The sequence below is a fragment of the Rhizobium laguerreae genome (assembly GCF_019778565.1).
Classification (GTDB): Bacteria; Pseudomonadota; Alphaproteobacteria; order Rhizobiales; family Rhizobiaceae; genus Rhizobium; species Rhizobium laguerreae.
The window spans coordinates 301,344-315,198 of the sequence record NZ_JAAXQT010000004.1; the positions used below are offsets into that span (position 1 = coordinate 301,344).

At 59.6% G+C, this 13,855-nt stretch carries 15 protein-coding genes; 8 read left to right on the forward strand and 7 right to left on the reverse strand.

The genetic code is table 11. The features are described 5' to 3' along the window. Positions 1-62: 62 nt before the first annotated feature. Together HFO71_RS15440 and HFO71_RS15445 are read right to left on the reverse strand one after the other, a co-directional pair. The gene (locus HFO71_RS15440; RefSeq protein ID WP_131640836.1) at positions 63-704 is read right to left on the reverse strand and encodes a LysE family translocator; all 642 of its coding nucleotides are present in this window, start codon (positions 702-704) and stop codon (positions 63-65) included. Between the two features lie 189 nt (positions 705-893). Continuing rightward, on the reverse strand, positions 894-1,745 hold the full coding sequence (locus HFO71_RS15445) for an SDR family NAD(P)-dependent oxidoreductase (protein WP_077977864.1): 852 nt from the start codon (positions 1,743-1,745) through the stop codon (positions 894-896). A gap of 177 nt (positions 1,746-1,922) precedes the next feature. On the opposite strand from HFO71_RS15445, the gene HFO71_RS15450 reads away from it, so the two are divergent. Beyond that, entirely contained in the window at positions 1,923-3,146 is a 1,224-nt protein-coding gene (locus HFO71_RS15450) for an argininosuccinate synthase (RefSeq protein ID WP_003543630.1), read from the forward strand. Between the two features lie 225 nt (positions 3,147-3,371). On the opposite strand, the gene HFO71_RS15455 is transcribed toward HFO71_RS15450, so the two are convergent. Continuing rightward, positions 3,372-3,989 (reverse strand): FMN-dependent NADH-azoreductase, encoded by a 618-nt coding sequence (locus tag HFO71_RS15455; RefSeq protein WP_077977863.1) that lies wholly within the window; start codon positions 3,987-3,989, stop codon positions 3,372-3,374. Positions 3,990-4,076: 87 nt separating this feature from the next. On the opposite strand from HFO71_RS15455, the gene HFO71_RS15460 reads away from it, so the two are divergent. After that, the gene (locus HFO71_RS15460; RefSeq protein WP_077977862.1) at positions 4,077-4,451 is read left to right on the forward strand and encodes a winged helix-turn-helix transcriptional regulator; all 375 of its coding nucleotides are present in this window, start codon (positions 4,077-4,079) and stop codon (positions 4,449-4,451) included. 41 nt (positions 4,452-4,492) lie between these two features. On the opposite strand, the gene HFO71_RS36200 is transcribed toward HFO71_RS15460, so the two are convergent. Then, positions 4,493-4,615, reverse strand: coding sequence for a hypothetical protein (locus HFO71_RS36200; RefSeq protein ID WP_260684646.1), 123 nt, complete (start codon positions 4,613-4,615; stop codon positions 4,493-4,495). Between the two features lie 291 nt (positions 4,616-4,906). On the opposite strand from HFO71_RS36200, the gene HFO71_RS15465 reads away from it, so the two are divergent. Beyond that, entirely contained in the window at positions 4,907-5,548 is a 642-nt protein-coding gene (locus HFO71_RS15465) for a LysE family translocator (protein WP_077977861.1), read from the forward strand. 99 nt (positions 5,549-5,647) lie between these two features. Here HFO71_RS15465 and HFO71_RS15470 read toward each other — a convergent pair whose 3' ends face one another. Further along, the gene (locus HFO71_RS15470) at positions 5,648-6,079 is read right to left on the reverse strand and encodes a hypothetical protein (RefSeq protein ID WP_077977860.1); all 432 of its coding nucleotides are present in this window, start codon (positions 6,077-6,079) and stop codon (positions 5,648-5,650) included. Between the two features lie 229 nt (positions 6,080-6,308). On the opposite strand from HFO71_RS15470, the gene HFO71_RS15475 reads away from it, so the two are divergent. The 4 genes from HFO71_RS15475 (at position 6,309) to ppa (ending at position 11,854) form a co-directional block, all read left to right on the forward strand. Further along, positions 6,309-8,396, forward strand: coding sequence for a M3 family metallopeptidase (locus tag HFO71_RS15475; protein ID WP_077977859.1), 2,088 nt, complete (start codon positions 6,309-6,311; stop codon positions 8,394-8,396). A gap of 157 nt (positions 8,397-8,553) precedes the next feature. Then, positions 8,554-10,374, forward strand: coding sequence for a translational GTPase TypA (typA, locus tag HFO71_RS15480; protein WP_077977858.1), 1,821 nt, complete (start codon positions 8,554-8,556; stop codon positions 10,372-10,374). Between the two features lie 247 nt (positions 10,375-10,621). Further along, positions 10,622-11,128: a GNAT family N-acetyltransferase gene (locus HFO71_RS15485; protein WP_003543622.1), complete on the forward strand. Its 507-nt coding sequence runs from the start codon at positions 10,622-10,624 to the stop codon at positions 11,126-11,128. A gap of 192 nt (positions 11,129-11,320) precedes the next feature. Further along, positions 11,321-11,854 carry an inorganic diphosphatase gene (ppa, locus tag HFO71_RS15490; RefSeq protein WP_025396319.1) on the forward strand — a complete coding sequence of 178 codons (534 nt, stop codon included), beginning with the start codon at positions 11,321-11,323 and terminating at the stop codon, positions 11,852-11,854. Positions 11,855-11,858: 4 nt separating this feature from the next. On the opposite strand, the gene HFO71_RS15495 is transcribed toward ppa, so the two are convergent. Both HFO71_RS15495 and HFO71_RS15500 read right to left on the reverse strand, forming a co-directional pair. After that, positions 11,859-12,170: a DUF167 domain-containing protein gene (locus HFO71_RS15495; protein ID WP_077977857.1), complete on the reverse strand. Its 312-nt coding sequence runs from the start codon at positions 12,168-12,170 to the stop codon at positions 11,859-11,861. After that, the gene (locus tag HFO71_RS15500) at positions 12,167-12,457 is read right to left on the reverse strand and encodes a YggT family protein (protein WP_026158917.1); all 291 of its coding nucleotides are present in this window, start codon (positions 12,455-12,457) and stop codon (positions 12,167-12,169) included. Before HFO71_RS15500 ends, HFO71_RS15495 begins: the two co-directional genes overlap by 4 nt. Positions 12,458-12,596: 139 nt before the next feature. Between HFO71_RS15500 and HFO71_RS15505 the strand changes: the two genes are divergently transcribed. Further along, entirely contained in the window at positions 12,597-13,847 is a 1,251-nt protein-coding gene (locus HFO71_RS15505; RefSeq protein ID WP_131640835.1) for an MFS transporter, read from the forward strand. The last annotated feature ends 8 nt before the right edge of the window (positions 13,848-13,855 follow it).

Genomic DNA, 13,855 nt, shown 5'->3' on the forward strand with positions numbered 1-13,855 from the left:
GGATCGATAAGCTGACCGCGGGCGGATTGCTGCGCAACCGTGGGATTGCTGCGCAACCGCGGCTATCTCGATTGGGTGAGCAGGATCTTCGCGGCAAAGATCGAGAAGACGCCGGCGAAGGTGTAGTCCATGCCGCGCAGCACTTTTTTGTTGTTCTGCAGCCAGGAGGCCAGCCAGTCGGCGGCAAAGACGACGCTGGCATTGACCGGCATGCCGATCAGGATGAAGCAGAAGCCGAGGAAAAGCAGCTTTTGGGTGACGGCTGGATCGCCGGCGCTGACGAATTGCGGCAGGAAGGTCATGAAGAAGATGATGACCTTGGGGTTCAGAAGATTGACCCAGAAGCCCGACGAGATGTTCGAGAGGGCGGTGCCCTTCTGCTCCTCGACCTTGGCGACGGTGAGCTTCGAGCCGAAACGGATCGCCTGCACCGCCAGCCAGAGCAGATAGGCGGCACCGCCGGTCTTCAGGATCAGGAAGGCGGTCGGCGAGGCGGTGATCAGCGCCGAAATGCCGAAAGCGACCAGCATGGTGTGGACGACGATGCCGAGGCTGGTGCCGACGACAACGAAGAGCGCCGCCTTTTTGCCCTGGGCGAGCGCGCGGCTGATCGACAGCGTCATATCGGGGCCTGGGGTTGCCGCAAGCAGCAGCGTCGCGGCGGCAAAGGCGAGAAGGGTCGGCAGGCTGGGCAGGAAATCCATGACACACTCCGAAAGCCGGAAAGGATCTAAAGCATGTCGCGCAAAAGTGTGTAGCGGTTTTGCGACAACGACATGCGTAAGAACAAAGACCTAAAGTGCGAGGAGCGAATCTGAAAGATCGCGACGCGCTTTAGGGATCTCCTACTCGGCTTTCAGAAAATTACCAATCAAACCTTCTGATGGTACCGATTACTTCTGTTCGAGGAAGGCCTTGAACTTGTCGGCATAATCCTTGTGCCAGCGCGACAGCGGCGGGCGGTTCTCGACGATATCGCCGGCTGCCCAGAGCATGCGTCGCTCGTCGACCGGACGCGCGACGTCATTGTCGGGGCAGAGGATATAGAAATCGCCGCGTTCGAGGCTTTCGACCATGAAATCGACGGTCTGTTCCGGCGTCCAGGCCGCGGCCGGTTTTTCGGCGCGGTCGCCCTTGGTGAGGCCGGTGAAGACGAAGCCGGGGATCAGAAGATGGGCGGAGATCTTTCCGTCTTCGATGTTGCGAAGCTCGTGCTCCAGCGCTTCGGTGAAGACTTTCACACCAGCCTTGGAGATATTGTAGGCGGGGTTGCCGGGTGGCGTGGTGATACCCTGCTTGGAGCCGGTGTTGATGATCAGGCCCGGCTCGCCATGCGACAGCATCTTCGGGCCGAAGGTGCGCGTGCCGTTGATCACGCCCATCAGGTTGACGGCGAAGATATTATCCCAGTTCGCCTGCGGGCTGAAGATCGATGTTTCCGGGCCGATGCCGGCATTGTTCATCAGCACGTGCACGCGGCCGAAACGCTGGAGCACGGCGCGCTCGAGCGCTTCCAGGGAATCTCTGGTGGCGACGTCGGTCTCGACCGCCATCACATTTTCCTCGCCGGCAATGGCCTTGAGCTCATTGGCGGCGTCGGCCAGCCGATCGCCGCCGAGATCGGCGATGGCGACGCTCATGCCGCGTCCGGCGAAATATTTCGCCGCGGCAAGACCGATGCCGGAGGCGCCGCCGGTGATGACGGCAACATTGGATTTCTTGAAAATGTCTTGAATATTCGTCACGGGGGCAACCTCTCCTCGAGCGTTTGCGGACGCTGGCGAATATGGGCTCCGCTTTGACGCTGTCAAACGGTATCGGCACCATCAGCGTCGCACTTGGTCTTGCGTCACGCGCCAATCTCGCTAAAAGTGCCGCGACACCGGGTTTTGCCGGCCTTTTATGCAACGGACCTCATCATCATGGCATCATACAAAGACGTGAAGAAAGTCGTTCTCGCCTATTCCGGCGGCCTCGACACCTCGATCATCCTGAAGTGGCTGCAGACGGAGCTCGGCGCCGAAGTCGTCACCTTCACCGCCGATCTCGGCCAGGGCGAAGAGCTGGAGCCGGCGCGCAAGAAGGCCGAGATGCTCGGCATCAAGGAGATCTACATCGAGGATGTGCGCGAAGAATTCGTGCGCGATTTCGTCTTCCCGATGTTCCGTGCCAATGCCGTCTACGAGGGCGTCTATCTGCTCGGCACCTCGATCGCCCGTCCTCTGATTTCCAAGCATCTGATCGATATCGCCAAGAAGACCGGCGCCGATGCGATTGCCCACGGCGCAACCGGCAAGGGCAACGATCAGGTCCGTTTCGAGCTCTCCGCCTATGCCCTGAACCCCGACATCAAGATCATCGCGCCTTGGCGCGATTGGGCGTTCAAGAGCCGCACCGACCTGCTGGCCTTTGCCGAACAGCATCAGATCCCTGTTGCCAAGGACAAGATGGGCGAGGCGCCGTTCTCCGTCGACGCCAACCTTCTGCATTCCTCTTCCGAAGGCAAGGTTCTCGAGGACCCATCCCAGGAGGCGCCTGAATATGTGCATATGCGCACCATTTCGCCTGAGGCCGCACCCGACAAGGCAACGACCATCAAGGTCGGCTTCGAAAAGGGTGATGCGGTTTCGATCAACGGCGTGCGCATGAGCCCGGCGACGCTGCTGGCTGCGCTCAACAATTACGGCCGTGACAACGGTATCGGCCGTCTCGACCTGGTCGAGAACCGCTTTGTCGGCATGAAGTCGCGCGGCGTCTACGAGACACCAGGCGGCACCATCCTGCTTTCGGCGCACCGCGCCATCGAATCAATCACGCTCGACCGCGGTGCCGCCCATCTCAAGGACGACATCATGCCGCGTTACGCCGAGCTGATCTATTACGGCTTCTGGTTCTCACCGGAGCGCGAGATGCTGCAGGCGCTGATCGACAAGAGCCAGGAGCATGTCGAAGGCGAAGTGACGCTGAAGCTCTACAAGGGCAATGTCATGGTCATCGGCCGCGAAAGCGACAAGTCGCTCTATTCCGACAAGCTCGTCACTTTCGAGGACGATCAGGGCGCCTACGACCAGAAGGATGCGGCCGGCTTCATCAAGCTCAATGCGCTGCGCCTGCGCACGCTCGCCAAGCGCAACCTTGTGAAGTAATCACGGTTCCGCTTCGAACCGGATATGAGCCCGCCGGCATCGCCGCGCGGGCTTTTTTGTGGAGTGAGGTACGCCACCAAATTCTTAGAGCACTTTGGATGGCCGGATTGCGGAACACTCTGCGTGCGTTGTCGCGAGCTGACTCGGTGCGGACCTACCATCGCCATACCCGCTCGCATCAGGCCATTCGCCGATTTCTCGGGTAGCGGACTGATGGTTTGTGGGTCAGGCGGCACGCTCTAGTGCAGCCCGGATCTGTGCTTCGGTGGAGGCGATCGCAGCCTTGGCTGCGTCCGGGCTTACGAGTGTTCCTTCCACGCGGACCACTTCGATATCCGTCAGTCCGATAAAACCGAGAAGATGCGCGAGATAGGTGGTCTGGAAGTCGAACGGAACATTCTTGCCTTCCGAAAAGACGCCGCCGGTTGCCGTCACGAGATAGACTTTCTTGGCTGGCAACAATCCCATCAGACCGGTTGCGTCGTAGCGAAAGGTGACGCCAGGCCAGGTGATATAGTCAAACCAAGCCTTGAGCTGCGTCGACGGGCCGAAGTTGATCATGCCCGAGCCAATGACAATCACCTCGGCAGCCTGAACCTCATCAACGAGGCTTTGAGCGAGATTGACGGCTTCGATCTGTTCGGGTGTACGTGTCGCGGGCGGCGCAATGCGGCCGTCGATATAGGCTGCTGTGATATGCGGCAGAGGTGCCGCCCCAAGATCGCGTTTGACAATTGTGCCGGCAGAACGGGCATTGAGGCTTTCAGCAATGTCACGGGCAAACCGGGTCGAAAGGCTCTGAGGACCGCGTGGGCTAGAGGTAACGAGGAGGATGTTGGTCATTGGTGGCTCCTGGGAGAATAGAGTAGTATCAATTTGTGACCAACACTATTAAGGTAACTATTTGACTGTTCGCAAGAAGGCACATTCATGACACTCAATGACATAGAGTTTCCTACCCCAAGCGAAGACGCAGACTGCCGTCCGGTTCGGGAGATCCTCGATCGCATTGCCGATAAATGGAGTCTTTACATCTTCGTGGCCCTGAAGGATGGGCCGGTCCGCTTCAATGCATTGCGACGGCAGATCGACGGCATCTCGCAGCGGATGCTCACGATTACGCTTCGTCAATTGGAACGCGACGGTTTGATCAGCCGCACCCACTTTCCGACGATCCCACCGCGCGTGGATTACGAGCTGACTGCAGTCGGCAGGTCGCTTCTCGCCCCCGTCATGGCCTTGGTGACCTGGGCAGATTCAAATCGGCATGTGATCGAGGAGGCGCGCCGGCAATATGACCACTAGGTGGACGCGAGCCGAGCTGGCGCTTGTCGCTCATAACTAGCTCAAGCAGCGGTAAAATCCGTGAAGAAGATCGCACCGGCCGCGTTAGCACCGATCGTCGAAAACGCATGGGCACCGCCAAAGCCAATCGTAGCAGGAGCAGAGAACAAGACGTCGACTTTCATCAGGACTGACCCGGCAGCGATAGGCCGCCGTCGGACGCCAGCGGTAGCCGCTCCAGTTACTGTTCAAGGTGGTCTCCGGCAACGTCTGCTATCAAGGGACGGCAAAGATCACCTTAACAGCCGACCTGGAGCGCAAGCCGCATCCTTCAACAACGGACAGATGTCCGCCTCGGGCCGAAAGCCGCCTCCGGTAGCGTTTGCTGCCTGATCCCACTCTTCGTGGCACTGCACCACCCTTGACGGATGGCCGTGATCGCTTAGTCTGCCCTCATCATCCTCCGGAGCATTTCCATGACGCAGTCCCTGCTCTTCGGCGCTTTTCTGGCGGCGCTCTTTTACGTGCTCATTCCGGGACCCGCCTTCCTGCAGTTGCTCGGCATCGGCGCCGGGCAGGGCCGCAAGGCCGGCGCCTTCTTCATGATGGGGCATCTGGTCGGCGATCTCATCTGGTCGTCGCTGGCGCTGATCGCGATCGTCGGCGCAAAGACGATCGGAACCTTAGTCTTCGACCTGCTCGGCCTTGCCTGCGGTTTCTACCTCGCCTGGATCGGCTGGAGCGCCGTCAATGCAAAGCCGAAAGGGGAGGGGCAGGCGCTTGTTGTGGTCGAGCGGCCGTTTCGTCGCGGTCTGATCTTCGGCGTCACCAATCCGAAGGGTTATCCGGTGGCGCTCGCCACCTTCACCGCGCTGGTTGCAGGCTCGGCCGGCGCGCTCGATTTCGAGGCGTTGCCGGTGCTGCTCGTCGTGTCGTTCGTCGGTTTCGTGACTGCCGACATCATCCTGATCGGCATCATCGGCGCCGGTACGGTGCGGCGTTTCTATCGTGCTCATGAGCGGTTGATCGTGCGCTGCTCCGGCGTGCTTTTCATGGGATTTGCTGCCCAGGCGCTCTGGCACGCAACGCCCGGCCTGCTCGGCTGGCGCAAGGCCTGATTAAAGCGCGTCGCGCCAAACGTGCAACGCGCTTGTTCTTGGATTTATGCATGTCGTCATTCCAAAACCGCTGCGCACTTTTGGGCGACATGCGTAAGGTCAGGTATTCAGGAAGCTGACGATCGATTTCAGCGTCTGGACCTCGTCAGAATCGCCGATCGACATGGCGATCTGCAGCTGGTTCTGGTAATAATCGAGGAAATTGAAGCTGGTGCCGTCGGTGACGCTGGAGAGATCGACGATGTTGCCGAGCGGATCGATCGCATGCATCGGCAGCGGTTCGGAGATCGCGGCGTAGGTGTTTTGATCGATCAGGCCACTGTCGAAACCCTGGCGTGCGTAATTGCGCAGTTCTCCAGGGCTGACCGCGGTGAAATCCGGGCCTTCGCCAACATCATCTTCGATCTGGAACGAGGCCGGGGCGGGAGCTCTGGTCTCGATTTGAATATCAGAGGTCTTCGAACTTTTTGCGTTATTAGGATTGTTTTTAAAAAGCAAACTCTGAGAAGACCGCACAGAAAAAACTTCCATGGCGCATGTCCCCTTACAAGAAGATCACCTATGAAACTAGCGCTCGCGCGTGATTCGCGTCAATCGTTAACGATTGGTTAATTTTCACGTATCAATTGTTGTCCACCGGATTGGCAGCTGCCCACCGGATTTGGCTGGCGAGGCAAAAGGTCCTTCCCGGCAACATACCAATTCTATGCCGGCTCTCCTATATTGACGATCCATCTGCATGCCAAAAGGGAATTCTCCGATGCCTTCTCCACATGATTTCAATCCGGCGCTGGTAACCTGGGACGGTCTTCACGGCCTGCCGCGTTTCGATGCCCTGGATGACGGCGATTTCGCCGCCGCCTTCGAAGCCGCACTTGCCGCGCATGAAAGAGAGATCGACGAGATCGCCGGAAACGGCGATGCGCCGACATTCGACAATACGGTCGTGGCGCTGGAGATTGCCGGCGACGCGCTGTCGCGTGTCTCGGCGCTGTTCTGGAACAAGGCAGGCGCCCATACCAATGATGTGATCCAGGCGCTGGAGCGGGAGATCTCGCCGAAGATGTCGCGCCACTATTCGAAGATCGGGATGAATGCAGCGCTTTTTGCCCGCATCGACACGCTCTGGGAGAGCCGCGACAGCCTGGACCTGACGCTCGAACAGACACGGGTGCTGGAACGCCACTGGAAAGGCTTCGTCAAATCGGGCGCCAAGCTTGAGAAGGCCGAGCAGGAAAAACTCGCCACGATCAATGAAAAGCTTGCCGGCCTCGTGACGCAATTCGGCCAGAACGTGCTGGCCGACGAAAAGGCCTGGGCACTGGTGCTTTCCGATGGCGCCGAGCTCGAGGGCCTGCCGGAATTCCTTCGCGACGCGATGGCGGGGGCAGCGCGCGAACGCGGCGAGGAGGGCAAATATGCGGTGACGCTGTCACGCTCGATCATCGAGCCGTTCCTCACCTTTTCGGAGCGCCGTGATCTACGCGAGCAGGCTTTCAAGGCGTGGGTGGCGCGCGGTGAAAATGATGGTGAGACGGACAATCGCGCCGTCATCAGGGAAACGCTGGCGCTGCGCCATCAGGTGGCGACACTGCTTGGCTACGGCAACTTCGCCGAGCTGAAGCTCGACAACACGATGGCGAAGACGGCGGAGGCGGTGAACGGCCTGCTGAGGGCTGTCTGGGCGCGAGCGGTGAAACGCGCCGGCGAGGAGGAGATCGATATCGCGGCAATGATTGCCGAGGAGGGCCGGAACCACGAGGTCATGCCCTGGGACTGGCGCCACTATGCCGAAAAGATCCGGGCGCGGAAGTTCGACTTCTCCGAAACCGAGCTCAAGCCTTATCTGCAGCTCGAGAAGATCATCGAAGCCTGCTTCGACGTCGCCGGCCGACTGTTCGGCATCCGGGCTGTCGAGAAGAAGGGCGTGGCCGCCTATCACCCTGACGTTAGGGTGTTCGAAATCAGGGACCGCGAGGACAAGCTCGTCGCCCTGTTCCTCGGCGATTATTTCGCCCGCAGTTCGAAACGATCAGGCGCCTGGATGAGCTCGCTGCAATCGCAGCACAGGCTGGAACTGAAGAACGGCCGCCACGGCGAATTGCCGATCATCTATAATGTCTGCAACTTCGCCAAGCCCGCGGAAGGCAAGCCGGCGCTGCTGTCGCTCGACGATGCCCGCACGCTGTTCCATGAATTCGGCCATGCGCTGCACGGCATGCTTTCGAACGTCACCTATCCCTCGGTTGCGGGCACCGGCGTCTCTCGCGATTTCGTCGAGTTGCCGTCGCAGCTCTATGAGCACTGGTTGACGGTGCCCGCTATTCTGAAGCGTTACGCCGTGCATGTCGAAACCGGCGAGCCGATGCCGCAGGCCCTGCTCGACAAGGTGCTTGCCGCCCGGACCTTCAATGCCGGCTTCAATGCCGTCGAGTTCACCTCGTCGGCGCTGGTCGACATGGCGTTTCACACGAGAACGGCCGTCGAGGACCCGATGGCGGTGCAGGCCGAGGTACTGGCCGAGATCGGCATGCCGAAGTCGATCGTCATGCGCCATGCGACGCCGCACTTCCAGCACATCTTTTCGGGAGGCTATTCGGCCGGCTATTACTCCTACATGTGGTCGGAGGTGCTCGACGCCGACGCCTTTGCCGCCTTCGAGGAGACGGGAGACGCCTTCAACGGCGAGATGGCGCGCAAGCTCAAGGACAATATCTATTCCGTCGGCGGTTCGGTCGATCCGGAGGACGCCTACAAGGCCTTCCGCGGCAAGCTGCCGAGCCCGGATGCAATGCTTGTCAAAAAGGGACTTTCGACCTTCGAGGAATTGACAGGCAGCGACGCCTAAGACAATTTGATGACACGCTATGATGCGGCGGGGCGACAGCCTTGCCGCAGCTTTTGCGCGTTCCCCCCTTTCGCAAACGCAAAAAAAACTGTATGGACGCCCCAAACTAATAGGCGCGTCCTCTAGAGCGTGCGCCCCAGCCTCAGAGATTTCACATATGGCACTTCGCAATATCGCGATCATCGCGCACGTTGACCATGGCAAAACGACCCTGGTGGATGAGCTTCTCAAGCAGTCCGGCTCGTTCCGCGAAAATCAGCGTGTCGCTGAACGCGTGATGGACTCGAACGATCTCGAAAAAGAACGCGGCATCACCATTCTCGCCAAGGCGACCTCGGTGGAATGGAAGGGTGTCCGCATCAACATCGTCGACACCCCCGGCCACGCCGACTTTGGCGGTGAAGTCGAGCGCATTCTCTCGATGGTGGATGGCGCGATCGTTCTCGTCGACTCGTCTGAAGGCCCGATGCCGCAGACGAAGTTCGTTGTCTCCAAGGCGTTGAAGGTCGGTCTTCGTCCGATTGTGGCGATCAACAAGATCGACCGTCCTGATGGACGCCACGAAGAAGTTATCAACGAAGTCTTCGATCTTTTCGCTAATCTCGACGCGACCGACGAGCAGCTCGACTTCCCGATCCTCTACGGTTCCGGCCGCGACGGCTGGATGAACGTCAATCCGGAAGGTCCGAAGGATCAGGGTCTTACGCCGCTTCTCGACCTGGTGCTCAAGCATGTTCCGGAGCCGACCGTCCACGAAGGTCCTTTCACGATGATCGGCACGATCCTCGAAGCCAACCCCTTCCTCGGTCGCATCATCACCGGTCGTATCAATTCCGGTTCGATCAAGCCGAACCAGGCCGTGAAGGTTCTCCACGCCGACGGCAAGACGGTCGAAACCGGCCGTATTTCGAAAATTCTCGCTTTCCGCGGCATCGAGCGCACGGCAATCGACGAAGCGCATCAGGGCGACATTATCGCGATCGCCGGCCTTTCCAAGGGCACGGTCGCCGACACCTTCTGCGATCCCTCGATCACCGAGCCGCTGCAGGCGCAGCCGATCGATCCGCCGACCGTCACCATGTCCTTCATCGTCAACGATAGCCCGCTGGCCGGCACCGAAGGCGACAAGGTGACCTCACGCGTCATCCGCGACCGTCTCTTCAAGGAAGCGGAAGGCAACGTCGCCCTGAAGATCGAAGAAGCCGAAGGCAAGGATTCGTTCTACGTGTCCGGCCGTGGCGAACTTCAGCTCGCCGTTCTCATCGAAACCATGCGTCGCGAAGGCTTCGAGCTTGCCGTGTCGCGTCCGCGCGTCGTGATGCACAAGGATGAAAACGGCCAGCTTCTGGAGCCGATCGAGGAGGTCGTCGTCGACGTCGACGAAGAGCATTCCGGTGTCGTCGTGCAGAAGATGTCCGAGCGCAAGGCCGAAATGGTCGAGCTGCGTCCGTCGGGCGGCAACCGTCTTCGCCTGCGTTTCTACGCGCCGACCCGTGGCCTGATCGGCTACCAGTCGGAGCTGCTGACGGATACCCGCGGCACGGCGATCATGAACCGCCTGTTCCACGACTACCAGCCCTACAAGGGTGTGATCGGTGGCCGCGTCAACGGCGTGCTGCTCGCCAACGCTCCCGGCGAAGCCGTCGCCTATGCGATGTTCAACCTGGAAGATCGCGGCCCGATGATCATCGAGCCGGGCGAAAAGGTTTATGCCGGCATGATCATCGGCATCCATTCGCGCGACAACGACCTTGAAGTCAACGTGCTGAAGGGCAAGCAGCTGACCAACATCCGCGCCGCCGGCAAGGACGAAGCGGTGAAGCTGACGCCGCCGATCCGCATGACGCTTGATCGCGCGCTCTCCTGGATCCAGGATGACGAGCTGATGGAAGTGACACCGAAGAATATTCGTCTGCGCAAGATGTATCTCGACGCGAACGATCGCAAGCGTTTCGAAAAGACGAAGGCGGCGCTCTGAGCGCCATTCAAAGTGCTGCAGCGTTTTGGGTCTCTCGAAAAGAGGCGCGGCGCTGGAGAGAAATCCTTCAAAACCCCGGCCCTCGCGCCGGGGTTTTTTATTGTGCGCCGCGTCGATTCCGTCTTGTGACAATCGTTAAAAAAGCGTTAACTTTTGATCGTCGTCCACATATCAAGTCTGTGGGCAATCGATCACAATGCCTCTGTGCATATGGTTAGTTGCCTCTAGCGGGACCAGAGTAAACGTTATGAAGACGTTGTCGATCGATGTCCGGCGGGCCGAGCCGCAAGATGCCCGAGCCATATCGGAAACACACAGGCTTGCCTGGCAACACACCTATGCAGGCATCATTCCGCATCGCGCACTGACGCAGATGATCGAGCGGCGCGGCGAAAGCTGGTGGCGCAAGGCAACGCGCGGACCGGCGACGCTGCTGGTTCTCGATGTTGCCGGCACAGTCGCCGGCTATGCGACGCTCGGCCTCAACCGTGCCCGCGCTCTGCCGCAGGAAGGCGAGATTTACGAGCTTTATCTTCGGCCCGAGTATCAGGGCATAGGCCTTGGCAGGATGCTGTTCGGCGAAGCGCGCCGTCTCTTGAAGTCGCTGGGCTGCAACGGGCTGGTCGTCTGGTGCCTCGAGGATAACGAGACCGCCAGCCACTTCTACCGCAATCATGGCGGCGTCGATTTCTGCGAAGGCATGGAAAGTTTCGACCACAGGCAGTTGAAGAAGATCGGCTTCATCTGGAGCTGAACGGCCATTCAAAGTGCCACGACGTCCTTTGGCGTCTGAAAGGACGCGCGACGCTGGAGTCGGCGTTCGGCTATCTCCCATTAGATGTGAATGTGCGCCGGTGCAGTCAAGCATTGGTGCTGTGCCATGTTGCGTTGCCGCATGAAACTGATTATCTGGCTGCCAGCACATTCAACCTCGCGGGAGTTTTCTATGCGCATCGACGCTATTTCAATCGGTCATAATCCACCTGAGGACGTCAACGTCATCGTTGAGGTTCCGGTCGGCGGTCATCCCATCAAGTATGAGATGGACAAGGAAGCCGGCACGCTGGTGGTCGATCGTTTCCTCTATACGCCGATGACCTATCCGGGCAATTATGGTTTCGTGCCGCACACGCTGTCGGAAGATGGCGACCCGATCGACGTCCTGATCGCCAGCACCCGCCCGCTGGTTCCCGGCTGCGTCATCAATGTGCGCCCGATCGGCGTCCTGAAGATGGAAGACAATTCCGGCAAGGACGAGAAGATCATTGCCGTGCCGTCGCCGAAGCTGACGCTGCGCTATGAGAAGGTGAAGAACCACACCGATCTTCCCGAGATCACGCTGAAGCAGATCGAGCATTTCTTCGAGCACTACAAGGATCTGGAGCCCGGCAAGTGGGTGAAGATCTTCGGCTGGGGCGACTCCAAGGAAGCAGGCGAACTCATCCTCGAAGCCGTCGAGCGCGCCAAGAAGAAAGGCTGATCGCTCAGCCTAAAAATATCTCGAGCTTTTTTACCAAATCCTCCGGATCGCCGTCGATCCGGAGGATTTTTTTGCGCGCGGTCTCACCCGAGATGAGGCTGACGCTGGATTTGGGAATGCGCAGGGATTTTGCGATCAAAAGGATGAGCGCCTTGTTGGCCTTGCCTTTCTCGGGCACGGCAGTGACGCGTGCCTTCAGGAAAGCTTCACCCTTGCCGTCGGCCTCAATGCCGTCGAGAGCATCACGCCCGCCATTCGGCGTCAGCCGGACGGCGAGGCGCAGATGGTCATCGAAAAGGCTCCAGGGACGGCTCAAGCGACCAGCGGGTACACTGTGGTCCAAAGCAGGGTGCGCAGGAAGAAGATGATCAGCAGCAGGATGATCGGCGAAATGTCGATGCCGCCAAGGTTCGGGAGCAGGCGGCGGATCGGCTTCAGCACCGGTTCGGTGACATTATAGAGGAATGTGCCGACCGAATTGACGAACTGATTGCTGGAATTGATAACATTGAAAGCATAGAGCCAGGAAAAAATGGCACTGGCAATCAGGATCCAGGTGTAAATATTCAAAGCCAAATCAATGGTTTGAAACAGCGCAAACATCATCGTCTCCAATTCGTTGTTGACAGACATGTAGACATTGGCGACTAAACGGGCAAGTGCCGTGTGGAAACGCACGGTGAATCATGTTTAACGGGCGGCTTTGCAGCTCTTCCGGCGCCCGTCTCCTCGGAAAACATCCATGTCGTTTTCGCCCACCGGAGACCGTTTTGCCGCGTTCCGGCATTCGTCCTACACGCGGTTCTTCTTCGCGCGCTTCCTGCTTTCCTTCTCGCAGCAGATCGTCAGCGTCGCGGTCGGCTGGCAGATGTACGACCAGACGGGCAGCGCGATCTATCTCGGCTTGATCGGTCTCGTGCAGTTCCTGCCGTCGCTGCTGCTCATCCTCGTCACCGGTTCGGTGGCCGACCGGTACAATCGCCGGGCGATCGCCGCACTCTGCTCGCTGGTGAGCGCGCTCTGCACGCTGGCACTGCTTGTCATGACTTTGATGGGAAGCTTTACGCCGTTGCCTGTCTTCGCGGTGCTTTTGATCTTCGGCATTGAGCGCGCCTTCATGTCGCCGGCAGTGCAGTCGCTGGCGCCCAATCTCGTGCCGGAGGAGGCACTCTCCAATGCGATCGCCTGGAATTCGTCGTCCTGGCAGCTCGCGGCAATCACCGGGCCGGTGCTCGGCGGTCTGCTTTACGGTGTCAGTGCGCCGACTGCCTATACGGTGGCGGTGATTTTTTCCGTGCTCGGTGCGGTCCTTCTCTACATGATCCCGAAACCGGTGCAAAAGACGACCGGCGAGACCAAGAACTGGGCGATGATCCTCGGCGGCTTCAGTTTCATCCGCGCCGAAAAGGTGGTGCTGGGGGCGATTTCGCTCGACCTCTTCGCCGTGCTGCTAGGCGGGGCCACGGCGCTGATGCCGATTTTTGCGCGCGATATCCTCACTCTCGGTCCCTGGGGCCTCGGACTGCTGCGCGCCGCACCGGGACTTGGCGCCATCGTCATGGCAATCTTCCTTGCCGCCTATCCGCTCAAACATCGCGCCGGCATCTACATGTTCATCGGCGTCGCCCTGTTCGGCATTGGAACGATCATCTTCGGCGTCTCGACCAACACCGAGGTCTCGATCGCGGCGCTGGCGCTGATGGGAGCGGCCGACATGGTGTCGGTCTATGTGCGCGAGAGCCTCATTGCGCTCTGGACGCCGGATCAGCTGCGCGGCCGCGTCAATGCGGTCAACATGGTCTTCGTCGGCGCTTCGAACGAACTCGGGGAATTCAGGGCGGGCACGATGGCGGCGATCTTCGGCGCGGTTCCGGCGGTCGTCATCGGTGGGGTCGGGACGCTTGTCGTGGCGGCGATCTGGGCGTCGAGTTTCCCCAAACTGCGCAGGATCGATACGCTCGACGCGCCCAGCGCATCGTCGGAAGCGGTTTAAGGAAAGGC